Raw genomic sequence first — 17,884 nt, forward strand, 5'->3', positions numbered from 1 at the left:
AACGATAACCAACTGGCGATGTTATTCACGCTGGCCAACCTGTTTCGGGCGGACCAAATGATACGTCAGTGGGAGAGATCTCACTAAAAACTGGGGATAACGCCTTAAATGGCGAAGAAACGGTCTAAATAGGCTGATTCAAGGCATTTACGGGAGAAAAAATCGGCTCAAACATGAAGAAATGAAATGACTGAGTCAGCCGAGAAGAATTTCCCCGCTTATTCGCACCTTCCTTAGGAAATCTACTTTACCACGCAAACGATATGAAAATGAAAAGACACTACTCGGGTGTCTTTCTTATTGTTGGGTGTTGGAGCCAACTGGTTGGAGGCTATGACCCCTCCCCGCTTTGCCCCGTAGCCAAATCAGATCGGGGTGATGGCGGTGATATGGGCCGAACCATCCAGGGATTGGAAGATCTGCACCACGGCTTCCCCGTGGATCGGGTTGGGCAGCGGCACCATGGTTTTGCATTTGAAACGGTAACTGGTACGCCTGCTATCACTTGGGGGGATTTTGAAGGAGTGCTCCCTTCCCATCTTTTGATGCTGGACACAGTGGCACTTAACTTTCTGGGCATAACACTCGTGGATGGCCTTCAGAGGCTATGCAGCAAAGCCTTTCCTCTGCCCGGAGAAACCACAACCTGCCGCCGTGTGTGGATGCGATAGATGAGGTTCTGCCGATCGACTCGGGCACTCACCACGACAACATTGGTAACAGAGCCCTCACCCCTTCGCCAGGAGCAAAATTTTCTCGCAAACGATTGGAAAAAGAAAAGGCGCCTCAAGGGCGCCTTTTTGACAGTTTTGCGTTACCGCTGGGAGAGAGGCGTTAGCCGCTTATTCCCACGCCTTTTATTCCCACTCAATGGTTGCGGGCGGCTTGCCGGAGACGTCGTACACCACGCGAGAGATGCCGTTGATCTCGTTGATGATGCGGTTCGACACGTGGCCGAGGAAGTCGTACGGCAGGTGGGCCCAGTGGGCGGTCATGAAGTCGATGGTCTCGACGGCGCGCAGCGCAATGACCCAGTCGTACTTGCGGCCATCGCCCATGACGCCGACGGAGCGCACCGGCAGGAAGACGGCGAACGCCTGGCTGACCTGGTTGTAGAGGTCGGCCTTGCGCAGCTCTTCGATGAAGATGGCGTCAGCCTTGCGCAGCAGGTCGCAGTACTCTTTCTTCACTTCGCCAAGCACACGCACGCCCAGGCCAGGACCCGGGAAGGGGTGACGGTAGAGCATGTCGTAGGGCAGGCCGAGTTCGAGGCCGACACGGCGCACTTCGTCCTTGAACAGCTCGCGCAGCGGCTCCACCAGACCCATCTTCATCTCTTCCGGCAGGCCGCCGACGTTGTGGTGGGACTTGATGACGTGGGCCTTGCCGGTCTTGCTGGCAGCGGATTCGATGACGTCCGGGTAGATGGTGCCCTGGGCCAGCCACTTGGCGTTCTTGAGCTTCTTGGACTCGTCGTCGAACACTTCGACGAAGACGCGGCCGATGGTCTTGCGTTTGGCTTCCGGCTCGTCAATGCCCGCGAGGGCGGAGAGGAAGCGCTCTTCGGCGTCGACCTTGATGATGTTCAGGCCGAAGTGATCGCCGAACATGTCCATCACCTGCTGGCCTTCGTTCAGGCGCAGCAGGCCGTTGTCGACGAAGACGCAGGTCAGGCGATCGCCGATGGCGCGGTGCACCAGCATGGCGACCACGGAGGAGTCCACGCCGCCGGAGAGGCCCAGGATCACCTCGTCGTCACCCACCTGCTCGCGGATGCGGGCAACGGCGTCGTCGATGATGGTGGCCGGGGTCCAGAGGCATTCGCAGCCGCAGATGTCCTTGACGAAGTGTTCCAGCATACGGGCACCCTGACGGGTGTGGGTCACTTCCGGGTGGAACTGCACGCCGTAGAAGCGCTTGGCCTCGTCGGCCATGGCGGCATGGGGGCAGGTGGCGGTCTGGGCGATGGTGGTGAAGCCGGCGGGGATCTCGGTGACCTTGTCGCCGTGGCTCATCCAGACGTCCAGCAGGGCATTGCCGTTGTCGGCAATGGCGTCTTCGATGTTGCGCAAGAGGGCGCTGGTCTTGCCGGACTGGCCCAGCACTTCGACCTGGGCGTAGCCGAATTCACGCAGGTTGGAGGACTGCACCTTGCCGCCGAGCTGCTCGGACATGGTCTGCATGCCGTAGCAGATACCGAACACCGGCACACCGGCGTTGAACACGTACTCGGGGGCGCGCGGGCTGCCCGCCTCGGTCACTGATTCCGGGCCGCCGGAGAGGATGATGCCGCTCGGATTGAACTCGCGGATCTGCTCTTCGGTTACGTCCCAGGCCCACAGCTCGCAGTAGACGCCGATTTCACGGACGCGACGGGCGATGAGCTGGGTGTACTGGGAACCGAAATCCAGGATAAGGATACGGTGGGCGTGAATGTCTTTAGTCATTTTATTCCTGCATCAGGCTGATGTTGTCACAAAAAGCACGGGATAAAAAAAGGGTGGAAAAACGGGGCGCAGAGCCCCGTTTCATCAGCCCATCCGGTAGTTGGGGGCTTCTTTGGTAATGGTCACGTCGTGAACGTGGGACTCTTTCATCCCGGCGCCCGAGATGCGCACGAACTCGGCCTTGGTGCGCATGTCGTCGATGGTCGCGCTGCCGGTCAGACCCATGGAGGAGCGCAGGCCGCCCATCTGCTGGTGGATGATCTCTTTGAGGCGGCCCTTGTACGGCACGCGCCCTTCGATCCCTTCCGGCACCAGCTTGTCGGCGGCGTTGTCGGTCTGGAAGTAACGGTCGCTGGAGCCCTTGGACATGGCACCCAGAGAGCCCATGCCGCGGTAGGACTTGAAGGAGCGGCCCTGATAGAGCTCGATCTCGCCCGGCGCCTCTTCGGTACCGGCAAACATGGAGCCCACCATGACGCAGCTTGCGCCCGCGGCGATGGCCTTGGCCACGTCGCCGGAGAAGCGGATGCCGCCATCGGCAATCACCGGCACGCCGGTGCCTTCCAGGGCGTCGACGGCGTCGGAGATGGCGGTGATCTGGGGCACGCCCACGCCGGTCACGATACGGGTAGTACAGATGGAGCCCGGGCCGATACCGACCTTGACGGCGTTGACACCCGCTTCCACCAGCGCCTTGGCGCCAGCGGCGGTGGCGACGTTGCCGCCGATGATCTGCAGGTCAGGATAGGCTTCACGGGTCGCCTTGATGCGATCCAGCACGCCCTGGGAGTGGCCGTGGGAGGAGTCAATCAGCAGCACGTCCACACCGGCTTCCACCAGGGCGGCGACGCGCTCTTCGTTGCCGGCACCGGCACCGACGGCGGCACCGACCCGCAGACGGCCACGCTCGTCTTTACAGGCGTTGGGCTTGCGCTCGGCTTTCTGGAAGTCCTTCACGGTGATCATGCCCTTGAGCTTGAAGTCGCCGTTGACCACCAGCACCTTCTCGATGCGGTGCTTTTGCATCAGAGCCACCACCTCTTCACGAGGGGCCCCTTCACGCACGGTCACCAGACGATCTTTCTGGGTCATGATCTGTTCGACGGTCTGGGAGAGATCGATGACGAAGCGCACGTCACGGCCGGTGATGATACCCACCAGCTGGTTGCCGTCAGTCACCACGGGGTAACCGGCGAAACCGTTCTTGTGGCTCAGCTCCTTGATCTGGGCGATGGTCATGTCAGGGCGCACGGTAACGGGGTCGCTGACCACGCCGCTCTCGTACTTCTTGACCTTGCGCACTTCGGCAGCCTGCTGCTCGATGGACATGTTCTTGTGAATGAAGCCGATGCCGCCTTCCTGGGCCAGTGCGATAGCCAGACGGGCTTCGGTCACTGTGTCCATGGCAGCGGAGATCATCGGAATATTCAGCGTTATCGCAGACGTGAGCTTGGTACGCAGGTCGGCGGTATTGGGGAGAACAGTGGAGTGGGCTGGAACCAACAGTACATCGTCGAAGGTCAGCGCTTCTTTGGCAATCCTGAGCATGGCAATATCTCACCGTTGAGGAGTGGGGGTGTAAAATATTGCCGACAAATTTTACTCATGCATTGGGCAGTGGTAAAGAAGTTTTTTGAATTTTTTATGGCGTAGCCCGATTTAACGCCACCAACAGGGCAAAAAACCAATAAATTCAGCCGTAACCATGCCGTTTTTCCCGACAAGATGATCTTTTTTGCCGTTGAGCCCCTTTCTGCCGCCAGTCTCCCGGAACGGCCTTTTTTCCACTCACAGCCGTCAGCCAGACCGGCGGTCAGTTCCCCTGATAGCGGCCCGGCTTGTGCCAGTTCATCAGCATGGCGTTCATGGCCAGCGCACTCAGGGTTGACCAGAGCAGCAGGGGAAGCGGCAGGGTGAGCAGAGAGAGCGCAAACACCAGCACATCCAGCACCATCTGGCTCTTTCCTGCATTGATGCCGGTGCGCCGTTGCAGCCAGAGCGTCACCACGCCGGTGCCCCCCACGGAGGCATTGTGGCGCGCCAGAGACAAGACCCCCATGCCGAGGAAGGTTCCCCCCACCAGGGCGGCAAACAGGGGATGGACATAGCTCACCGTCAGCAGCAGCGGCACCGCCTGGGTGGCCGCCGAGAGGGCGACGTTGACGATCAGCGTCTTGAGGGTGAAGGCGCGCCCCATGGTGACGTAGCAGAACACCATGAAGGGCAGGTTCACCAGGAAGAAGAGCACGCCGATGGGCAGGGTGCTGACATGGGCGATCAGCAGGGCGATGCCCGCGATGCCGCCGGTGATCATGCCGGAACACTTGAGCAGATTGAGCCCCACGGCGATAAACATGACCCCGAGCACCATGCCGTAGACATCGTCCTTGAGGGTATGGGCCAGCCCCCTGCCCGCGGCCGCTGGCTGCATGGTCATTTCACCTTCCATATGACTCCTTAGATCCGATTTGATGGTGGCATCCGTTGCCCGACAACCAGGCCGCATTGGGGCTGATGGCGGCGACCCATTCACCTTGCCGTCCCAACCCCCAATCTTGCGCTCCCCCGCCCCCTGATGTCGCCATCATGGGGATGACAAGGCACAGCAAAAAGAGCGCCAATCAAAACAAGAGTCCGCGACACCATAAATAATCGGATTTAAATTCTGATAAATACGCAATGTGCAGACCGAATGCACTACTTCAGTGATCGGCCATCATGGTGGCGCAGCATGTTTACCCGAGTCACCGAGAAAGGCCTCGTGGTATCCCCTTCACAGTCCGGTTTTTCGGCAGATCATGTCGATACGATGCCGCTTTTCAGCATGGATGATGCCTGTCATGGGGTAAGCCCGAGGGCTATACGGCGTGTTTCTTCGGGGCGGGCTCCAGGGGCGGATGTGGATGGATCGCACCAATAAAGTGCAATTGCACCAATATAGATCAACCGAGTGGCACAGTTTGCCTTGCACCGCGGCGCAAAGGCGGTATGGGCACCGCTTTGCTCACTGCCATGAGCACTGCAATATGCAGAGCATGGAGTGACTCGGGCGGCGGATGCACCACTCCCCTTCCCTCTAGCCCCCTGCCCATGAGCGTGCTGGTCGCGAGTCCACAGGTCTGCCCATTCACCAGCCCCTCCGCAGCCAGAGTCCCATCAGGATGGGGCATCCATTCAGGCATAGGCAGAAGGCAGAATAAAAAAGTCGGCCCGAAGGCCGACTCGCTGCTCCCTGTGACAGGGCTTCCTTACTTGAGGTATTTGCCGTCCGCGCCCACCTTGCCCGGGCCGTTCAGTACCCAGACCCGCGCCGAATAGGCGGGCACCGCAAAGCTCAGGCTGCCGTTGCTGACGCTCTGGCTCGCACCGGTTACCGCGTCCGTGTAGGTGCCGTTCTTCAGGCCACTCAGGTTTATCTGCTGGGCCGAGTTGGCCGCAAGGCCCACGGCAGCGTAGCTCCCTTGGGCGCTCAGATCACGCACGAAGCTGATGCCGCTCCCCCACTCGTTCACCTGGCTCATGGGCGCCTTTTGCAGGGCGGGCACCGCCTTGCGGATCTGGTTCAGGCGCTTGATGTGCTGATAGAGCGGGTGGCTCGGGGTGGCGGGGTTGTCCAGCACCTCCCCGTAGTAGGCACGACCGGTCTGATCCACCGTCATGGTGGCCCCGTCGATGTCCTGGGGCTTGCCCGCCTGGAACATCACCTCCTCCCCGTAGTAGAGGGTCGGGATCCCCCGCGCCGTCCAGAGCAGGTTGTAGGTCATGGCCGCATTCCCCTCTTCCCCGCCGTAGCGGTACTTGAAGTCATTGTCCGGCCCCACGTCGTGGTTCTGGAAGAAGGTGATGAGCTTGGTGGCATCCCCATAGACCCAGTCCATGGCGAAGATCCCCCCTACCCCGCCAAAGTTCCCCCGGGTGACGTTGTCACGGAAGGTGGAGAAGAGGGAGAAGTCCAGCACCGAGAGGCCGGAATCACCCCCTGCACGGGGATTGGCCGGGTTCGGCGTGGTGCGGGTATACCACCAGGGGCGGATCACCGCCGAGGCATTGTCGTTGGCGAGCTCAGAGCCCCAGCCGGTGCCCTTGACCAGGTTTTCGCCAAAGACGAACAGCCCCGGCTTGTGGGCCTGCCAGTCATGGACATAGGTCAGCAGTTCGTCCCGCTCGATGTGCTTCAAGGTATCGATACGGATGGCATCGACCCCCATGTCGAGGTACTGACGAATGGCGCCGTTGAGGTAGTCCTTGACGTTCTGGTTGCCGGTGGCGAGATCGATGCAGTCCCCCGCCATGTGCTTGCGCTGCAGGGCGAGCGGGCTCTCCCAGTCACCGCCTGACATGAAACCGTCCAGGTGATACCAGGCGGGATCCAGGGTCTGGGCGTCGATGCCGAAGAAGCGGTTTGGGTTGTAGCCTGCGCTCGGCACGGTGGCGCCGGTCTTGGGGTCTACCAGGGGCTGGGTGCCCGCCGGATCGGACTGGCAGCGGGCCTTGTACCAGTCGGGCGCCGCCGGGTTGTCGTCGTCACAGCGATTGGCGCTGGCGTAATCCCCGAGATTGCCCTGATAGGGACCATTGTTGATGAGCCCCTGGCTCGACCCCGCCGGTACGTAGTATTTGACGGGCAGGCGATCGATCCAGGTCTTGCCGCGCAGGCCGTACTGGCTCGAGTGGTTGAGCACCACATCCTGGATCACCTTGAGCCCCTTGGCGTGAGCCGCCTGGATGAACTCCCGGTAACCCGCCCCCGGCGACTCCAGACGGGGATCGACCCGGTAGAAGTCGTAGGCATGGTAGCCGTGGTAGTCGAGGCCGGAGCGGTTCTCCACCGGCGGCGTCACCCAGATGGCGGTGAAGCCGAGATCCTTGATGTAGTCGAGCTTGGCGATCAACCCCTTGAAGTCGCCACGCCACTGGGGATCCCCCGCTTTGTAGCGATCCCGGTTGTAGTAGTTGTTGCTGGCATCGCCATCATAGAAGCGGGCAGTCAGCAGGAAGTAGATGCTCTCGGCGCGAAAATCGCCGCTCGCCACCCCCTGCTCGCCGATACGGTACTCGAAGCGCTGCTCGCGCTGATTGCCGCTGGCGTCGATGGCAAAGGTGCGGATCACCAGATCGGTGCCGCTCCCCTTGTCACTCGCCACCAGGGGCTGGCCTGCATAGCGGGCCGATGCCGTGGTGGGCTGGCTGCCGTCCGTCGTGAAATGCACGGCGGGGGCGCTGTCCTGATCGTCGCTCACTCCCAGGGTGATGGACTGACTGTCCACATAACTCCCCGGAGACGGGGTGGCCGTCACCGTGGGGGCCTGCAGATCGGCCCCGGCCAGCGTCTCCACCTCGATGGCCTTGCGCAGGCTGTCAAAGCAGATGCGATAACTGGTGTTGGCGCTGACCAGGTAATCCTGGGCCGGATACGCCTCGCTCCAGTCCCCCTTGTGGTCAATCTTGAAGCGGGGGTTGTTGCTGCCAAAGGCCTGCTCGGTGCAGAAGGTGGTGCCATCCTCGCTGGTCATGGGGGTGAGCCCCCAGTTGTTGGCCGTGCCCCGGAAGTACCAGCTGTCGCTGCTCTGTCCTGCCCCGACCACCACACTCACGCTGCTGCTGCCCTTGGCGCCCTGATCGTCGGTGACAGTGAGGCCATAGGTGAAGGTGCCGGTCTGGGTGGTGTTGACGACGATGCTCTCCGTGGTCTCGCCGCTGCTCCACAGATAGCTCGCGATCTGGCCGTCGGGATCCGTGGAGTCGCTGCCGCTCAAGGTGAGCGACGCCCCCTGGGTCACGTTCACCGTCCCCCCCGGGGTGATGACCGCGAGCGGCGGCTGGTTGTCATCCCCGAGGGGGGTGATGCTGTAGGCCAGGGTCTGATCGTTGACCTGGATGCGCACCGTGCCCACGGCGCTCCAGAAGATGTCGCCGCCACTTTTCTCCAGCACGCCGTCGCCGTTGCTGTCGCCAAAGTTGACGGCCCAGTCGCCAGCCTGATCAAACTTGAGGCGCTGGCTCGCCTTGCCATCCAGGTAGGCTTCCACCTGCCACAGGTGATCCCCTACCAGGGTCATGGGGAGGCTGGCCCAGCCGTTGAAGGTGCCGCGCACGTTGAGCTGCGGCAAGGTGCTGGCAAACCCCGAAGCCTCGCAACTGGCCACCGCCGTCACGCTCACCGCCTGGGTGCTCGCGTTGATGCGGATCTGGTACGCCGTGTTGGCATTGACCCCGTAGTCGGCCGCCGGGTAGCTCTGCTGCCAGTTGCCGTACCTGTCTATCTTGAAGCGCGGGCCGCCGCTGGCATCCCCGCTCACGAAGCGCTGACAGGTATCAAAATTGACGCCGTCCGTCGACGTCATGGCGGTCGCCGCCCATCCATTCGCGGTGCCCCGGAAGAACCACTCCGCCGCCGTGCTCGGCGCCGTGATCAGGGTTCCCAACAATCCGGCCGCGAGTATCCATCTAGCCATTGATAGTCCTTTATTTTCATTGTTTGTGTGTGATGCCGGTGTGTCCCGGCATTCCCCCATCCGCAACGTCCCGCCTTCAGATGAGCCCGACCAGTCTAGAGTCCCCCATGGCCAATTAATGGCCAGCACGCGCAAAATGTGACCACTGTCGACCTCGTCATGGGCTGTATGTGATTGATAGCGCTTTCATTTCCTGGCGCAGAAGTGAGGGGCACCCCCATCGGGGAGAGCAAGATGGCCGCCCTCCGCGACCACCTCGGGCACAGGGTCAGCCCCTGCCTCCTGCACGGCGCCGTTGCCACCGGGGACACTTGCCCCCATGATGCAATCCCCCTTGCCATCTCGGGCAACAGGGCGGTTCATTCAGGGAGAAACGATGAGACCATCGGATTACGGGAGATTGCTCGCGCTGGCAGCCATCTGGGGTGCCAGCTTTTTGTTCATGCGCATCGCGGCGCCGGCGTTCGGCTCGGTCAACACCACCTTCCTGCGGGTCTTCTTCGCCCTCGTCGGGCTCGCCGCCATGCTCCTGCTGCTGCGCACCCCCATGCAGTTTCAGGGCAAGCTCAAATCCATCATGGTGCTTGGCATCATCAACTCCGGCGTCCCCTTCCTGATGTATGCCGTGGCGGCCCTCTGGCTGCCCGCAGGGTATTCCGCCATCCTCAACGCCACCACGCCCCTGATGGGCGCCCTCATCGGCTTCTCCTTCTTTCACGAGACGCTGACCTTGCGAAAGTGGGCCGGGGTCATGCTGGGGCTGGTGGGCATCGGGCTCATCACCACCACCGGGGAGGTCGACCTGAGCGGCCAACTGGCCATCGGGGTGCTGGCCTGCCTCATCGCCACCGCCTGCTATGGCTGCGCCGGCTTCCTGACGAGACGCTGGGTCACCGAGCGGGGAGGCCTGGACGCCAAACTGGTGGCCTTTGGCAGCCAGATAGGGGCCGTCCTCTTCCTGCTTCCCTTCTTCGGCTACACCCTGGCGACCGGCCCCGCCGTCGACTGGGCCCAGCCTGGGGTCTGGGCCAGCGTGCTGGCGGTCGGCTTCCTCTGTACCGCCTTCGCCTATCTTCTCTATTTCAGGCTGATCGCCGACATCAGCCCCCTGCGAAGCCTCACTGTCACCTTCCTCATTCCGCCCTTCGGCATCCTGTGGGGCTATCTGGTGCTGGGGGAAACCCTCACCGGCGGCTTCGTGTTCGGCGGCGCCGTGGTCTGCCTCGCGGTCTGGCTGGTGACCAGCCCCGCCAGAGCCGTCAAGTCGGCCAAGGCACAAGCCTAGGCTCCGCGTCATCTGCCGGGCCCATGGCTCGGCAGATGGGCGCAACTGGGGTAAGATGACCCCCATCGTTTCTCCCGCCCCGGCGGACACCACAGCAGGGCCAGCCTTGAATCACCTCGAACCCGCCAGTCAGAGCAGACAACAGCAGATCTTCACCGTCACCCGCCTCAACAGCGCCGTGCGCATGATCCTGGAGCAGGATCTGGGGCTGGTGTGGCTCACCGGCGAGCTCTCCAACCTGGCGATGCCAAGTTCCGGCCACTGGTACTTCTCCCTCAAGGACATGTCGGCCCAGGTGCGCTGCGCCATGTTCAAGGGCAACAACCGCCGGGTGCCGTTCCGTCCCCAGGATGGCATGCAGGTGCTGGTGCAGGCGCGAGTCTCCCTCTATGAACCCCGGGGCGACTACCAGCTCATCATCGAGTCCATGCAGCCCGCCGGGGATGGCATGCTGGCCCTGCGCTTCGAGGAGCTCAAGCGCCGCCTCGGGGCCGAAGGGCTCTTTGACGAAGGGCGCAAGCGCCCCTTGCCCCGGGAACCCCGCGCCGTCGGGCTGGTCACCTCCGCCACAGGCGCCGCCCTGCACGACATGCTGACGGTGCTTGAACGCCGCGCCCCGGACTTGCCCGTTTTCATCTACCCGACCCAGGTGCAGGGGAGCGCCGCCACCGCCCAGATCGTCTCGGCCATCATGCTTGCCAACCGCCGCGCCGAGGTGGATGTGCTCATCGTCGGACGCGGCGGCGGTTCCCTTGAAGATCTCTGGTGCTTCAACGAAGAGGCGGTGGCACGGGCCATCGCAGGCTCCGCCATCCCCGTGGTGAGCGCCGTAGGACATGAGGTGGACGTCACCATCAGCGACTTTGCCGCCGACCTTCGTGCCCCCACCCCCTCTGCCGCCGCCGAGCTGGTCGCGCCGGACAGGAGCACCCGCGCCCAGCGCCTCGTGCACCTGCGCCAGCGGCTCACCCAGGCCATGAGCCGTCACCAGGTCGCCGCCCGCCATGGCTTCGTCCTGCTGCAGAAGCGGCTCGATCATCAGGATCCCAAGCGACGGCTGGAGCAGCAGTCCCAGCGCCTCGACGAGCTCGACCGCCGCTTGCAGCAGCACCTGCGTGATCGCCTGCACCAGGGGGAGCGGCGCCTCGCGGGCCTCGCCATGCGCCTGCAGGCCAGAAGCCCCGAAAAGCGGCTGGCCATCGGCAAACGTCGTCACCAGCTGGCCGAGGAGCGCCTCCATGCCCTCATCGCAAAACGCCAGGATCTCGCCCGCCACAGCCTCGCCATGCTGGGAGCCCGCCTCGACGGCATCAGCCCGCTGGCCACCCTGGGGCGCGGTTACGCCATCGTGCGCACCCCCTCCGGGGAGGTGATCCGCCGCGCATCCCAGGTCAATGCAGGCCAGACCCTGATCACCACCCTCGCAGAGGGAGCGCTGCGGGTACGGGTGGACGAGGTCGACAACCGCTGACAAAAAGCGGGGGCCTGCACCAGGCCCCCGCCTCCTTTCTGTGCTCCGATAGCCCGTTATACCAGGGCATGACCGGCCATCTTGCCCGGGTGGCCGGATGGTTTCTCGCCCCCCTTGATCCCCCCCGGTGGATTGCACCTCAGATACTCGAACAACCCGGCCTGCAAATTCACGTTCCAGAAACGCCCCGCCAGGGTGAGGGCGAGACGCTCGGCCGAGAGCCGTGCCAGCCCGTGTCGCTGCCAGGCCTCAAAGAGCGGCATCAGGTGGGAGACCAGCCCCTGTGGCAATTGCGACAACGCCAGCCATCCGGTATCGAGCCCCCCTCGCAGCAGCCCGTCGAGACGGGCATCGGGATTGGGCCTCATCACCATGCCGGGAGCACGCACGCCCCCCGCCTGCGCCTCATGCCAGGGCGCCAGATCCCGGCCATACATGAGGCCGTGGCCGTGAATGTTGCCCCCCGCCCCTGCGCCGAAGGGCAGGATCTCGGCGCCCCACTTGGCCATCTGGTTGTAGCGGCTCTGCTCGGCATCGATGCGCCGCCAGTGGCTGCAGGAGAGCCGCTCCCAGCCCCCCGCCTCCAGCGTCCGTGCCCCGTCGGCATACATGACTGCCCGCTGCTGGCCATCGGCGGCCCAGCCCTGGGTGCCTTTCTCGTCGGCGCGCGCCAGGTTGGTGCCCGCCATGGAGAAGAGTTGATAGAGATCAACCCCGTGCACCCCACTCGCCATCACATCCGCGATATCCTGGCGCCACACGGCCTCATCCTGCCCCGGCAGACCGAAGATGAGATCCGCCACGATCACCGCCTCGTTGTGGCGGGTCAGCGCCGCCAGCCGGGACAGCAAGGTCTCCCTGTCATCGAAGCGGGCCGCCTGCTGGCGCACGCGGGTATCAAAACTCTGCACGCCGAACGAGAAGCGGTTGAAACCGCCCGCCAGGGCCGTCTGCCACTTCTCGTCATCAAAGCCGTTGAGTCGCCCCTCCAGGGTCAGTTCCGCATCCACGGTCAGGGGAAAACGGCGGATGACGCTGGCCAGGCGGGCGAGATCGCCCGCCGCCATGTCGGTTGGCGTACCGCCCCCCACATAGACCGCCGAGAAAGGCCGGCTCTGGACAAGCGGCGTCTCGGCTGCCTGGCGCAGCGACCCGCAGAGTGCCTCCATGTAGCGGCTCATGCGCGCCGGATTGGCGCCGTTTTCGAAGAAGTTGCAAAAACTGCAGCGCTTGCGGCAAAACGGGATATGGATATAGAGCGCTCGGGCCTTGGCCTCGCTCTCCTGCTGCCACCAGGCTTGCCAGCCGGCATCGTCCAGCATCAGGGGGGCGGTCCCTCCCCGGCTGGCATGGGCCGACGTCTTGGCGGTGAAGGCGAATTTGAGGGGATCCGGGGTACAAAGCCCCGTCATGGTCGAAGAAAGCTGGAGAGTCGTCACTGGGGTTACCCTGCTCAAATAACGCAAATGATAACCAATATCAGTTGCAGGTATTTGTGCTGGATCAAGTCGGGAAGGATTGAGCCGTCACTCTGTCACCATCAGGGCAACAGCGCGTCAGGCAAGGAAGGCGTGAAACAACAAGGGAAGAGAGCCACTCTCCCACTGGAGAGTGGTGGCACACACAGGATCAGGCGGTTGATTCAAGGCTCCTGACGGGAGCGCCGCGCCGATACCGGCTGACGGGGGTCAGCCATTGCCGATGATGATGGCAACCCGGCGATTTTCCGCTCGCCCGGCAGCGGTCGCGTTGTCGGCGATGGGCGCCTCTTCTCCGCGGCCGCGGATATCCAGGTTCCCCTGTGGCATACCCACCGACACCAGGACATCGGCCACCGACCGTGCCCGCTTGAGGGAGAGTTGCTGGTTGTAGGCCTCATCACCGTTGGAGTCGGTATGACCGTCCACCCGGGCCCGGTTCAGTCCTACCTCAATCAGGGCCTTGCCGAGTTTTTCCACCACCTGGCGGGTCTCGGGGTTGAGGGCCCCCACATTGTTGGCGAACAGCACCTTGTTGGAGATATCCAGGGTCCATCCTTCGTCGGTCAGGTGAAATCCCTGCTCCTTCAAGGCGGCGATCTGCTCCGCCGTGAGCCCCTGGGGAGGGCTCTGGCACGCCGCCAGCACACTCAGCAACAGTACCACCAGGCCCGCTTTGATCGGGTTCAACATGCGCATTCTTATCATCCTTTCACTATTTCCGGTTCAACTTCACGTGCTCGTTTTTCGTGTTTCCCTCTCCTCCCTGCGTTGTCGTTTGGCTTGATACATGGCGTCGTCTGCCCATTGCAGCAGGGCATCCGCCGTCTTCCCCTGCTCGGGATAGCGGGCAGAGCCGATGCTGATCCCCACCCCGAGATGGCGACCGTCACTCAATACCACGGGGGTGTTCATGGCCTGCTGCACTCGCCCTATCACCTCGCGCACCTCGTCCTCCCCCTGGATCGGGGTCAGGAGGATGACGAACTCATCTCCCCCCAGCCGGCAGACCAGATCCAGGGGCCTGAGCTGATGCTGCACCCGCCGCGCCACGGCGATCAGCACTTCGTCGCCGATGCTGTGGCCCAGGTTGTCATTGATCTGCTTGAAACGATCGCAATCCAGATAGAGCAGGGCAAAACCTTCATGCCCCTTGTTGCCTGCCAGGATGGCCTGCTCCATGCGAGCCTCGAACAGAGCGCGGTTGGGCAGACCGGTCAGGGGATCATGGGTTGCCTGATGCAGCAGGCTGGCGTTCTCCCGCTTCTGGTGGGCCTGCCAGGCTTCCAGCTCATCGAGCAGCGAATTGAAATCCTCGCCCAGCTCGTGCAGCTCGGCGATATTGGCCGCCGGCACCCGCTCCTTGAGGGCCCGCTGGCGGCTGACGTTGTAAGCCACCTCGGTCAGGGCCTTGAGGGGTGCCGTGATGGAGCGTTGCATCCGGCGCGCCACATGGAGTGCCCCGAGAATACTGATGAGCAGGCACACCAGGGTAGCCAGCAAGGTCTGCAACAGGAATCGCAACAGGTACTGGCCGTGACCGACCAGATGCACCCTGGCTATCTCCTTGTGCTCGCGCACCATGGGGAGCGCCACGGGCCCCGGCAGGATCAGGCGGGCCAGGTGCTGCTCCAGGGTGGTCCAGGGGGTAGTGATGTCCCGGCGCCAGCTCGCCAGCACCTGGCCGTCCGGCAGCACTATGCTGGCGCTGGCTATGTCTTCCTGGGAGGTGATGGTCTCCAGGGCATCCAGTGCCGCCTCCTTGTCATGGAAGACCACGGCCGCCTCAGTGGTGTAGCTGATGGCCCGCGCCACCAGCTTGAGGTTGTGATCCGCATAAAGGCGCAGCGCCAGCAACGCCGTGACGGTCAGAAACAGCCCGGCCATGCAGACGGCAGTCAGGGAGATCATCATGTGGGTGCGCCCCAGACTCTGTCGCAGGGTAAGCCGGGGAGTGGCGTGATGGACCGTCATCGCAGCTCCTCATCGGCTCGCGCGAGCTTGAGCACGGCCGGGTGCACTCGCACACCGCTGCGGGCCAGCGCATCCAGATTGACCCGAAAACGCACCCTCTCCTCCCCGGCCTGCAGACAGAAGACCGCATCGGCGATGCATTCGCGGCTCTGCTCACTGATGCTGAGGATGGCGTGACCGCGCAGGCGCTCGAACAGGGAGAGGCGCTGTGCCGGTGCCAGCACCCCCAGATAGATGACATCGCAGCGCTGGATCAGCGCCTCATCGTCCATGTCGTAGCGATGGACCTCCACCGGTCGGCCATTGGCCTGCCGTTCGATGGTCAGAAGGGATGACGCATATTCCGTCGGCGCCGTGATGCAGAGCCGAAGTCTGGCGGGCTCGCTGGGCCAGCGGGTGTAACTGAGGATATCGAGCACGGTCTGGCGCACCATGTCACTGCGCGCCTCGGCGGAGGTCGCCGCCATGGCCTGGTTTGCCAGCATCAGCATGCAGCACAGTGGCGCCAGCCACATCAGTAACCGGAGGTAACAAAACATCTGCATGGTGCCCGCGAGAGTGTCCAGGTCGGCGCCGGGGTCACCCGACGCCCATGATGAGAGTGCCTGCATGGCACAGCACCGAGCTTACCAGCCGGGTGGCCAGCCCCCAGAGGCAAGTGGCACGGTTGCGTCACCGGGCGTCGCAGCCGTGCCTGCAAGGCGCTCAATGCCCCAGGCAGACACCGTCCATCGACACTACTTCTTGCCAATCCCATATTCGCGCAGCTTGTTGGCGATGGCGGTATGGGAGACACCGAGCCGCTTGGCCAGTTGGCGGGTGGAGGGGAACGCCGGGTAGAGCCGCTCCAGCAGGCGGCTCTCGAAACGCTTCACCGCCTCGTCGAGCCCCCCTTCGAACCACTCGTCGATGAGCGGCATGGCATCGGCCGCCACCGGCAAGTCCACGTGCTCGGGTCCAATCTCGTCCCCTTCCAGCAGGGTCATGGCCCGATAGAGGCAGTTGCGCAGCTGGCGCACGTTGCCGGGCCAGCGGTAGGCGGTGAGGTACTCGGCCATGTTGCGGGTAAAGCGCGGACGCGGGCGCTGCAGTTCGCTGGCAAAGCGCGACACGAACTGCTGGGCCAGGGCCATGATGTCCGCCTTGCGCTCTCGCAGCGGCGGCAGATTGAGGCTAAGCACATTGAGGCGGTAGTAGAGATCTTCGCGAAACTTCCCTTCATGGACCAGATCCAGCAACTGCTTCTGGGTGGTGCAGATGAAGCGCACGTTGACCCTCACCTCCTGCTCGTCACCGACCCGGCGAAACACGCCATCTTGCAGCACCCGCAGGAACTTGGTCTGCAGATGGGGGGACATGTCGCCGATCTCGTCCAGCATCAGGGTGCCGCCGCTGGCCAGCTCCAGCACCCCGCGCTTGCCCTCGGTGTTGTTGCCAAAGGCGCCGGGGGCATAGCCGAACAGCTCGCTCTCGGCCACGTTGTCCGGCATGGCCGCGCAGTTGAGCGCCATGAAGGGGTGGCTGGAGCGCAGGCTGGCGCCGTGGCAGGCCCGGGCCAGCAACTCCTTGCCGGTGCCGGTCTCCCCCACGATGAGCAAGGGAGCGTCCTGCATCGCGAGCTTGGCAGCCTGGGCCAGCACCTCTTTCATCTTCTGGCTCTCGGCCTGGAGGTGCTCAAAGCCCCCCACTTCCACCGCGTGCAGGGCACTGAAGTGCATGCCGACCCGGCGGGCGGATTTGAGCACCACCACGGCGCCGGCCAGAGCCTGCTTGCCCTTCTCTTCGGCCACGAACAGCGGCATCAGATCGCCCAGGTACTCTTCGCCACCGAGGCTCAGCTTGCAGGTCTGGGGCTTGATCTCCCCCGACTCCAGCCAGCGGCCAAACGAGAAGCCCTTGACCAGGGAGGAGATCGCCACGCCGCGCACCTCGTCCGGTGGCAACGCCAGGGTGGTGAGGGCGGCCTGGTTGGCCTGGGTCACCCGCCCCTTGCTGTCGAGGGAGAAGACCAGGTCCGGCAGTGCCTTGAGCAGGGCCTCTATCTCGTGGTGTTCCCGCTCGGAGGGCATGTAGGGGATGGTCTTGACGTCATAGACGCCGGGAATGCGGCGAATTTCCGGCATCAGATGCTGAAAGTCACGAAACTCCAGCTCGGGGAAATTGAGATAGATGATGCCTGAGGTATCGATTTCGATGCCGCGCAGATCGATGTTGTGCTCCACCAGTCGGTCGAGCAATTCCCGGGTCAGGCCCAGACGGTCTTCACAGCTGACTTCAAGACGCATTCGGCACACACTTCCTAGCTAACATTCTGAATAACGGGATAATACAGACTCGATCCCGCCAGTGCGAGCGCTCCCCCACAAAAATGCGGGCCTGCCCCGCTTTCACCGGGCAGGCCCTGTCTGCGTTGGCGCCAGACGGCGGTTACTTCATCAGACCGTCGGTGCGGGCTGCCATGATGAAATCGTTGCGATGCAAGCCGCCTATCTTGTGGGTCCACCAGCTCACGGTCACCTTGCCCCATTCAAGCAAGATCGCCGGATGATGGAACTCCGCCTCCGCCAGTTCTCCGAGGCGGTTGGTGAACGCCAGCCCCTCCTTGAAGTTGCGAAACACAAATTCACGGCGCAGTTGCAGCTCGCCGTTGACCACCAGGGGCTGCCAGTCGGGGATGAGGTGCATCAGCTCCCCCAGCTCCTGATCGCTCACCCTGGGGGCATCGGCGCGGCACGCCTCGCATCGTTGACTCGCCAGTTCAGTCATTCGGGACT

General features: G+C 63.2%; 12 protein-coding genes. 2 read left to right on the forward strand and 10 right to left on the reverse strand.

The annotated features are described in order from the left end of the window. Nucleotides 1-857 precede the first annotated feature (857 nt). From guaA to AB5Y70_RS08530, 4 genes are all read right to left on the reverse strand, one after another. Nucleotides 858-2,447: a glutamine-hydrolyzing GMP synthase gene (gene guaA / locus AB5Y70_RS08515; RefSeq protein ID WP_010674550.1), complete on the reverse strand. Its 1,590-nt coding sequence runs from the start codon at nucleotides 2,445-2,447 to the stop codon at nucleotides 858-860. An 84-nt stretch (nucleotides 2,448-2,531) separates the two neighbouring features. After that, complete coding sequence (guaB, locus tag AB5Y70_RS08520) at nucleotides 2,532-3,995, reverse strand: IMP dehydrogenase (protein WP_010674549.1); 1,464 nt, start codon at nucleotides 3,993-3,995, stop codon at nucleotides 2,532-2,534. Between the two features lie 265 nt (nucleotides 3,996-4,260). Continuing rightward, complete coding sequence (locus AB5Y70_RS08525; protein ID WP_010674548.1) at nucleotides 4,261-4,896, reverse strand: YitT family protein; 636 nt, start codon at nucleotides 4,894-4,896, stop codon at nucleotides 4,261-4,263. Nucleotides 4,897-5,695: 799 nt separating this feature from the next. Further along, nucleotides 5,696-8,902 (reverse strand): alpha-amylase family glycosyl hydrolase, encoded by a 3,207-nt coding sequence (locus tag AB5Y70_RS08530; RefSeq protein ID WP_223918102.1) that lies wholly within the window; start codon nucleotides 8,900-8,902, stop codon nucleotides 5,696-5,698. A gap of 376 nt (nucleotides 8,903-9,278) precedes the next feature. Between AB5Y70_RS08530 and AB5Y70_RS08535 the strand changes: the two genes are divergently transcribed. Both AB5Y70_RS08535 and xseA read left to right on the forward strand, forming a co-directional pair. After that, nucleotides 9,279-10,187, forward strand: a complete 909-nt coding sequence (locus tag AB5Y70_RS08535; protein WP_029314444.1) for a DMT family transporter — start codon at nucleotides 9,279-9,281, stop codon at nucleotides 10,185-10,187. A 106-nt stretch (nucleotides 10,188-10,293) separates the two neighbouring features. Beyond that, nucleotides 10,294-11,658 carry an exodeoxyribonuclease VII large subunit gene (xseA, locus tag AB5Y70_RS08540; RefSeq protein ID WP_010674545.1) on the forward strand — a complete coding sequence of 455 codons (1,365 nt, stop codon included), beginning with the start codon at nucleotides 10,294-10,296 and terminating at the stop codon, nucleotides 11,656-11,658. Nucleotides 11,659-11,714: 56 nt separating this feature from the next. Here xseA and hutW read toward each other — a convergent pair whose 3' ends face one another. The 6 genes from hutW to AB5Y70_RS08570 all read right to left on the reverse strand — a co-directional run bounded on the left by hutW (nucleotide 11,715) and on the right by AB5Y70_RS08570 (nucleotide 17,876). Continuing rightward, nucleotides 11,715-13,070: a heme anaerobic degradation radical SAM methyltransferase ChuW/HutW gene (gene hutW / locus AB5Y70_RS08545; protein ID WP_010674544.1), complete on the reverse strand. Its 1,356-nt coding sequence runs from the start codon at nucleotides 13,068-13,070 to the stop codon at nucleotides 11,715-11,717. A 276-nt stretch (nucleotides 13,071-13,346) separates the two neighbouring features. Beyond that, a complete protein-coding gene (locus tag AB5Y70_RS08550) occupies nucleotides 13,347-13,835 on the reverse strand; it encodes an OmpA family protein (RefSeq protein WP_043156206.1) in 489 nt (162 codons plus the stop codon). A 33-nt stretch (nucleotides 13,836-13,868) separates the two neighbouring features. Beyond that, entirely contained in the window at nucleotides 13,869-15,110 is a 1,242-nt protein-coding gene (locus tag AB5Y70_RS08555; protein ID WP_043156205.1) for a diguanylate cyclase, read from the reverse strand. Further along, the gene (locus tag AB5Y70_RS08560) at nucleotides 15,107-15,625 is read right to left on the reverse strand and encodes a YfiR family protein (RefSeq protein ID WP_081844121.1); all 519 of its coding nucleotides are present in this window, start codon (nucleotides 15,623-15,625) and stop codon (nucleotides 15,107-15,109) included. Before AB5Y70_RS08560 ends, AB5Y70_RS08555 begins: the two co-directional genes overlap by 4 nt. Nucleotides 15,626-15,847: 222 nt before the next feature. Further along, a complete protein-coding gene (gene tyrR / locus AB5Y70_RS08565; RefSeq protein ID WP_043156202.1) occupies nucleotides 15,848-17,395 on the reverse strand; it encodes a transcriptional regulator TyrR in 1,548 nt (515 codons plus the stop codon). A 142-nt stretch (nucleotides 17,396-17,537) separates the two neighbouring features. Then, nucleotides 17,538-17,876, reverse strand: coding sequence for a 4a-hydroxytetrahydrobiopterin dehydratase (locus AB5Y70_RS08570; protein WP_010674539.1), 339 nt, complete (start codon nucleotides 17,874-17,876; stop codon nucleotides 17,538-17,540). Between the last annotated feature and the right edge of the window lie 8 nt (nucleotides 17,877-17,884).

Origin of the sequence: Aeromonas sp. s1(2024), assembly GCF_040908005.1 — a bacterium.
Classification (GTDB): domain Bacteria; phylum Pseudomonadota; class Gammaproteobacteria; order Enterobacterales; family Aeromonadaceae; genus Aeromonas; species Aeromonas caviae.

What these genes read in the sequence shown, in the direction of transcription:
- guaA (WP_010674550.1), bottom strand. Translation starts at nt 2,447, where the DNA reads ATGACTAAAGACATTCACGCCCACCGTATCCTTATCCTGGATTTCGGT.
- guaB (WP_010674549.1), bottom strand. Translation starts at nt 3,995, where the DNA reads ATGCTCAGGATTGCCAAAGAAGCGCTGACCTTCGACGATGTACTGTTG.
- AB5Y70_RS08525 (WP_010674548.1), bottom strand. Translation starts at nt 4,896, where the DNA reads ATGGAAGGTGAAATGACCATGCAGCCAGCGGCCGCGGGCAGGGGGCTG.
- AB5Y70_RS08530 (WP_223918102.1), bottom strand. Translation starts at nt 8,902, where the DNA reads ATGGCTAGATGGATACTCGCGGCCGGATTGTTGGGAACCCTGATCACG.
- AB5Y70_RS08535 (WP_029314444.1), top strand. Translation starts at nt 9,279, where the DNA reads ATGAGACCATCGGATTACGGGAGATTGCTCGCGCTGGCAGCCATCTGG.
- hutW (WP_010674544.1), bottom strand. Translation starts at nt 13,070, where the DNA reads ATGACGGGGCTTTGTACCCCGGATCCCCTCAAATTCGCCTTCACCGCC.
- AB5Y70_RS08550 (WP_043156206.1), bottom strand. Translation starts at nt 13,835, where the DNA reads ATGCGCATGTTGAACCCGATCAAAGCGGGCCTGGTGGTACTGTTGCTG.
- AB5Y70_RS08555 (WP_043156205.1), bottom strand. Translation starts at nt 15,110, where the DNA reads ATGACGGTCCATCACGCCACTCCCCGGCTTACCCTGCGACAGAGTCTG.
- AB5Y70_RS08560 (WP_081844121.1), bottom strand. Translation starts at nt 15,625, where the DNA reads ATGTGGCTGGCGCCACTGTGCTGCATGCTGATGCTGGCAAACCAGGCC.
- tyrR (WP_043156202.1), bottom strand. Translation starts at nt 17,395, where the DNA reads ATGCGTCTTGAAGTCAGCTGTGAAGACCGTCTGGGCCTGACCCGGGAA.
- AB5Y70_RS08570 (WP_010674539.1), bottom strand. Translation starts at nt 17,876, where the DNA reads ATGACTGAACTGGCGAGTCAACGATGCGAGGCGTGCCGCGCCGATGCC.